We start from the raw sequence: 6,170 nt of genomic DNA on the forward strand, positions 1-6,170 counted from the left end.
AGTTAATAACCAAATATACTCTTTGAAATGAATTTGTCATAGAGGTTTTAATTGAATACCAAAACTAATTTTAATCCTTTCATCTGGCTCCAGTTCGATTAATCCCATTTTATTATTGAATGCGTCCGGGGCGCAGGTCATAGGCTCAATTGCAACAGACTTCCTATCCGGTGGTATATAGATCTGAAGAAACGAATATTTATTTTCAGAACATTCCTGCCACAAAACAATTTCACGCTTATGATCCTGGTCAATAAGGTGTGTTTCAGTAATACCGTTTTCAACTATAAGTTCAAAGCAATGATCCAATTCCTGATCCTTTAATGAAACTTCTTTATTTGAAAGATCTGATTCAACATAAGAGCCTGTAGGAATACATCCATCCATTTCGAGTTGTCTGCATGCTGGTAATTTCAACTTCATCAGATCCATATTGTTTACGTGAAAATATGGATGCCAGCCATCACCTATAGGTATGGTTTCATTTCCTTTATTTTGAAGCGTTGTAAAACAGATCAACTGAAAACACTCTAATCGATATACAATGCATATGGAATAATTAAATGGGTACCCGGTATAATTGGATATATAATCATATGTCAATTCTATAACAGCAAAATCTGCGGTTACTTCTTCCCTCACAATTCGAAAAGGACAATTCCAAATCAATCCATGCAAGGCATATGCACCATTGTTTTTATTCAATGTATATATCTGATCTCGAAAATTATATTGTCCATCTGCAACCCGATTGGGAAATGGACTCAACTTTGCACCACGATAAAAATTAACCTGCTCCCCCTTCAAACTATCTAAAGAGGCATCACCAGAGATAATTGAATGCAGCCGACCTGTTTCTTCTAAAACCAATTCATTTAGATTCCCTCCAAAGCTTGGTATGATTGAAGTATAAGCACCTGTTATAGGGTCAGATAATTTAATTGTTTCTTCTCCAAAAAAATCTTCACGCGTGATACTGAACATTTTTATGTACAGGATATGTACCTGCTCCGTTTACGGTTTCGTATATGTTAATGATTCCTTCGATATTGAATTTGCGATAATACCCTTCTTGAATTTTATTGCAAAATTCTTTTACATATTCTTCTTTCACTAAATTAATCGTACAGCCACCAAAGCCTCCACCCATCATTCTGCTTCCAAGACAATAGTCTGTATCAAGCGCCAGTTCAACCAGATAATCCAATTCTTTACAACTTACTTCGTAATCCTCTCTCAACGATATATGTGATGCCGTAAGCAGCTTTCCGAATAAAATAAAATCATGATTTTTTAATGCTTCAGCAACCGCTTTCACCCGATAGTTTTCACTTAAATAATGTCGCATTCGTTTTTGTTGAACGATATCCTTTAACAAAGAAAGATGCTCTAATTCAATATCTTTAAATTCCGTAATATCCGAAATTTGTTCATGTAGGTTTTTGAGCGCCGCCTGCGTTTCCTGTACGCGTTCAGAGTATTTACTTCCAGCCAAAGTTCTTTTAATATTGCTGTCACATAAAACCCATACATATCCGGTTGTTTCTGCATTGATATACGTATGACTCAGTGAATGAAAATCCAACATCAATACCTTATCCTTTTTAGAAAACTGAGAAGCATATTGATCAAGCAAACCGCTTTTAACATGCAAATATTGATGTTCAACTTGCTGGCATAATTTTATGATTTCAAGACCGTTTAATTCTACTTTGAAAAATTCATTTAAGGCATTCACAAACGCAACTTCCAGAGCCGCCGATGAAGATACGCCGGCACCAATGGGTACATTCCCGGATATCATGGCATTGAAGCCGGATGGGATCGAATGCATTTGCATGAACAATGTAATGCATCCATATATGTACTGCTCCCATAGCGTCTTAGGTTCATATATTGAATTGAGACTGAATATCATCTTGCCATCAAAATCAATGCTTACAACATGCACCTGATCATCCGTCCGTGGAGAGATACTCACAGTAACCCATCTGTTAATTGCACAGGGCATTGCTAAACCCTGATTGTAATCGGTATGTTCGCCAATGATATTTATTCTTCCCGGAGCATAGGCTACTAGTGCCGGAGGCGATTGAAAGAACTGTTCAAAGTTCTTACAATTTGTTGAAATTAATTGTTCGAGGGTTTCCATAAACATTTAATTTGTTTGAAGGGCTTCTTCTGCCCATGCTATATCTTCAGGGGTATTCAAACCCACCAGTTCTTTGTAAGAATCTATTTTTAAGGTTTCAACAAGCATACCTTTACGTAAGAACACATCTATGATATCCGTTAAATAATATTCCTGATTATCCTTGTCTGCTTTGATCTCAGAAAGATTATCAAACAAATCGTTGCCATTAAAAATAAAATGTGAAGTAAGCAGTTCCCTAATTTCTAATTGATCTACTGTAGCATTCTTTTCTTCTACACATCCAATCAATTGGCCAGCTTCATTTTTCAAAACACGCGCATAAGGCAAATCGATTGGAAAATCAGCTGTTAAAAACGTACAGCTTGCATTTGAATCTCTGTGATACTTTTCTAATAATTTAATCGTTGAAGCTTGTATCAACGGACTATCACCAACAAATACAAACACATTGGTATCTTTCCATGCTTCCGTTGATTGCATTTGTAATACTGCATGCGCTGTTCCTTTCTGTTCCTTCTGAAATGCATAATGTACTTCTTCTCCTACTTCCTCACGTACTTCATCTGCGCCATGCCCAACAATCAGATAAATATCATTAACTCCTGCATGCATAAAAGCATCGATCAAATGCGATACAATAGGTTTGCCTTTAAATGGTACGATCGGCTTAGGTAAATGCGAGCGCATTCGAGTTCCTTTACCGGCTGCAAGTATGATTGCTATTGGCATATGCGGTTAGTTCAATGTGTTTTATTTCCAGCTGAATAAATTATTATTCTGTGAGTTACACATAAAAAAACACCTTAAAAAAATTAAGATGTTAAGTGATTGTTAATACTCTTATTAATGGTCAGTGAACAGTAGACAGTACTCAGTAATTGACAATGCTTCCGCACAAATCACCCCGATGTTGTCCCAACGACCAATTACTCTATGATATTCAATACTGTCAACTGATCACTAATTAGGCAAGGGCACAAATTCTGTTTCACCAAGTACTTTTGGGAAATGCTGTTCCTTCCATGCAGTCTTTGCCTTTTCAATCAAAGCCAAATCGCTTGCTACAAAATTCCAATAGATATATCGTTCTTCAGGAAAGGCATCACCGCCAAAAATGTAAACCGTTGAACCTGCTTCTAATTCAAATGTACAAAGTTTACTATCTTTTGCTATCAATATATGTTTTGGTTCAAATGAATTTCCTTCGTTAAATACTTTTCCTTCTAAAATATATAAAGCGCTTTCACCAAATAATGCTTCGCCTATAGAAACCGTACTGCGCTTCGAAGATTTAATCTCAATCATGTACAGCGGACTATAAACGGGCACTGGAGACTTTTTCCCTAATACTTCTCCGGCTATCAAGGTATAGGTTAAACCATCTTCATTCCATGTCGGGATATCTGTTTCTTCAATATGTGTAAATGTGGGTTCCATTTGTTCCAGATGCTTTGGCAATGCAACCCAGATCTGCAAACCGTGTAATCCTTTATCGCTATGGCGCAGATATTCTGGTGTGCGTTCAGAATGTGTAATTCCTTTACCTGCAGTCATCCAATTTACGGCACCGGGTTTAATTTCAATATCCGAACCAAGGCTGTCTTTGTGTGTAATGCTACCTTCAAATAAATACGTTAAGGTTGAAAGACCAATGTGTGGATGCGGAGGCACATCCAGATTCTCATATGCATTCATCTTTGCAGGTCCCATATGATCAATAAACGCAAATGGGCCAACCATGCGCTTTTCCCGAAATGGCAGCAACCGGCCAACCATAAAATTTCCAATATTGGCTGAACGTTCTTCGATAATGAGCTTAATATTCGACATGTTCTTTTGTATAAATTAAAATATAAATCCGCAATCAATATGTTGATTTTTCTATTTAACAGATTCTCTCAATAAATAGAATTGTTCTTTGTTAAGCAACAAAATAAGTATTTTAACGGATACCATAATCAACTAAATACCTGTTATTTTATACGTGTTTTACTCTTAACAGTAAAAGCCCCCCGATTAAAATTTAGAAATTAATAATGAAATTTATTCTATTGTCTTTTGTATTATTTATTATAAGCACACAGGTTACCGTTGCCCAGATCCCTGCTACTCCAGAAGAAGATAACTATAAACACTCCAATACATTTCACCACCGCCACTCCAACATTTTAAGAGAGGATACCATTTCACTTCGGGATCAAAAAACACAAAAATCTCAGTCCAGAACATATATTGTTGCACCAAGCGATAGTCTGCCAAACAGAAACGTCCAAGGAAAAAAGACAAAGGCAAATTATAAAAATCAGTTTAATTGACCTTTTAGCATCTTTTATTCAGTATAATAAGATATTTTTTAAAAACTCTCGTAAATTGTTGGCTTGATAAATCGTTTGCATATCATCGTATTTCCAATTTACTATTCTTCAATGTCATCTGCTTTTACCCTTAATAAAATCACTCTTTACGTATTCATTATTTTCTTTAGTTTCAGCAGTTGTCTGCCTTATGATGCATACATTCATATTGTACCAGACCAGAAAGATATAAAGCGTTTTAAGCATGTCACCGTTAAACATGCAGATACGTGTTTTGAATTTCATAAAGCTCCCAATAAGCCTATTTTTGTTAGCAACTGGACGCACAAATCACCTTTATCCTATCTGCCATTAGAGGATTTTCTTAAAAATCAGAAGTGCAACCATTTTATGGTCATCAAAAACGACAGTATTGTTTTTGAATACAATAATAAAAAATTAACAAGCTACGAGCCTTCTCCTATCTTTTCTATTACCAAATGCATGGTATCCGCAAGTCTGGGAGTTGCTATTAAACAGGGTTATATAAAATCTATAAATGACCTCGTAAAAGACTATTTACCAGAACTTAATTACGACAAAAATTTTGATCTGCTTACATTAAACCACCTGTTAAATCAGGAATCCGGTGTTAAAGAATCCGTAAATAATCTGGCAAGAACTAATTATGGCAAGATTGAAATGGTTTTACGAAATATTAAATTTACCAGCAAGCCTGGTGAGAAGATCGAATATGTTAATACAAATTATACATTGTTGGGTTTACTGATTGAGCGTGTTACGAAAAAAGATATGCATGAATATTTTTCTGAAAATATCTGGACTAAGATAGGTACATGTGACTCTACTGTTTGGGGATATGATTTTCAATCACACCATACACGCTCATTCAGTTTCTTTGGTGGCTCTACACGAGACTTAGCTAAGTTTGGCAGGCTCTATATGAACAAGGGTATGTGGAATGGAAAAGAGATCATTGACAGCAATTGGGTAAAGCAATCCACTTCAAATGTTAATGGATTAGGAAAGAATATTGGATACAACAGCAGTTTTTATATTGGAGAAAAAGAAGTCGGTGACTTCACAGCGATTGGTATGTATCGACAACAGATATATGTTAATCCAAAATCGAATGTGGTGATCGTTGGTATCTTTAAATTTAACAACGACAATCTTCCGTTGAGATGGTGGCAATTAATGAGAAAGATTGCTGAGCAGGCTTAAAACCACTTTAAAAGCCTCTACAATGAGCGATCATATATATAATACATCTCCTTTATGATTTCTTATTATTTATTTTTTGCGTCCCAAGGTATCGTACAGAAATTCGTACGTACAATCTAAAGTCGGCAGCATTCCTTCAACATAAGAAACGACTTTGTTTGACTGACTAATCTAAAAAATACTCTAAAATAAAAAAAACCCCTCACTGTTTAGTGAAGGGGTTTTAATAATAAGTTGGCGGCGACCTACTCTCCCACATTTGACTGCAGTACCATTGGCGCTGTTGGGCTTAACTTCTCTGTTCGAAATGGGAAGAGGTGAACACCAACGCTATAACCACCATTAAGGATGTTGTCTGTAACTGTCAAGTTCCGTTGGAACTCCGCTGCAAACGATAATAGTTTGACCTAATGATTAGTGGTATATCAAAGTACTCTTGCAAAGAAAATTATCGGGTTATTAGTACTGCTCAGCTA

At 35.9% G+C, this 6,170-nt stretch carries 6 protein-coding genes and 1 rRNA gene; 2 read left to right on the forward strand and 5 right to left on the reverse strand.

Features of this window, described 5'->3' with window-relative positions:
* Window positions 1–36 precede the first annotated feature (36 nt).
* The 4 genes from A3EE_RS0110920 to A3EE_RS0110935 all read right to left on the reverse strand — a co-directional run bounded on the left by A3EE_RS0110920 (window position 37) and on the right by A3EE_RS0110935 (window position 3,985).
* Window positions 37–984, reverse strand: a complete 948-nt coding sequence (locus A3EE_RS0110920) for an aldose 1-epimerase (protein WP_018343482.1) — start codon at window positions 982–984, stop codon at window positions 37–39.
* Window positions 965–2,152, reverse strand: coding sequence for a galactokinase (galK, locus tag A3EE_RS0110925; RefSeq protein ID WP_157446981.1), 1,188 nt, complete (start codon window positions 2,150–2,152; stop codon window positions 965–967). Before galK ends, A3EE_RS0110920 begins: the two co-directional genes overlap by 20 nt.
* Before the next feature lie 6 nt (window positions 2,153–2,158).
* Window positions 2,159–2,884 carry an NTP transferase domain-containing protein gene (locus A3EE_RS0110930; RefSeq protein WP_018343484.1) on the reverse strand — a complete coding sequence of 242 codons (726 nt, stop codon included), beginning with the start codon at window positions 2,882–2,884 and terminating at the stop codon, window positions 2,159–2,161.
* A gap of 231 nt (window positions 2,885–3,115) precedes the next feature.
* The gene (locus A3EE_RS0110935) at window positions 3,116–3,985 is read right to left on the reverse strand and encodes a pirin family protein (RefSeq protein ID WP_018343485.1); all 870 of its coding nucleotides are present in this window, start codon (window positions 3,983–3,985) and stop codon (window positions 3,116–3,118) included.
* 206 nt (window positions 3,986–4,191) lie between these two features.
* Here A3EE_RS0110935 and A3EE_RS0110940 point away from each other — a divergent pair, with 206 nt between their 5' ends.
* Both A3EE_RS0110940 and A3EE_RS0110945 read left to right on the forward strand, forming a co-directional pair.
* Entirely contained in the window at window positions 4,192–4,470 is a 279-nt protein-coding gene (locus tag A3EE_RS0110940; protein WP_018343486.1) for a hypothetical protein, read from the forward strand.
* A 111-nt stretch (window positions 4,471–4,581) separates the two neighbouring features.
* Window positions 4,582–5,694 (forward strand): serine hydrolase domain-containing protein, encoded by a 1,113-nt coding sequence (locus tag A3EE_RS0110945; protein ID WP_018343487.1) that lies wholly within the window; start codon window positions 4,582–4,584, stop codon window positions 5,692–5,694.
* A gap of 232 nt (window positions 5,695–5,926) precedes the next feature.
* Here A3EE_RS0110945 and rrf read toward each other — a convergent pair.
* Window positions 5,927–6,038: ribosomal RNA gene (gene rrf / locus A3EE_RS0110950) — 5S ribosomal RNA — on the reverse strand.
* Window positions 6,039–6,170 lie beyond the last annotated feature (132 nt).

The sequence above is a fragment of the Cytophaga aurantiaca DSM 3654 genome, from assembly GCF_000379725.1.
GTDB classification, from domain to species: Bacteria; Bacteroidota; Bacteroidia; order Cytophagales; family Cytophagaceae; genus Cytophaga; species Cytophaga aurantiaca.

What these genes read in the sequence shown, in the direction of transcription:
- A3EE_RS0110920 (WP_018343482.1), bottom strand. Translation starts at nt 984, where the DNA reads ATGTTCAGTATCACGCGTGAAGATTTTTTTGGAGAAGAAACAATTAAA.
- galK (WP_157446981.1), bottom strand. Translation starts at nt 2,152, where the DNA reads ATGGAAACCCTCGAACAATTAATTTCAACAAATTGTAAGAACTTTGAA.
- A3EE_RS0110930 (WP_018343484.1), bottom strand. Translation starts at nt 2,884, where the DNA reads ATGCCAATAGCAATCATACTTGCAGCCGGTAAAGGAACTCGAATGCGC.
- A3EE_RS0110935 (WP_018343485.1), bottom strand. Translation starts at nt 3,985, where the DNA reads ATGTCGAATATTAAGCTCATTATCGAAGAACGTTCAGCCAATATTGGA.
- A3EE_RS0110940 (WP_018343486.1), top strand. Translation starts at nt 4,192, where the DNA reads ATGAAATTTATTCTATTGTCTTTTGTATTATTTATTATAAGCACACAG.
- A3EE_RS0110945 (WP_018343487.1), top strand. Translation starts at nt 4,582, where the DNA reads ATGTCATCTGCTTTTACCCTTAATAAAATCACTCTTTACGTATTCATT.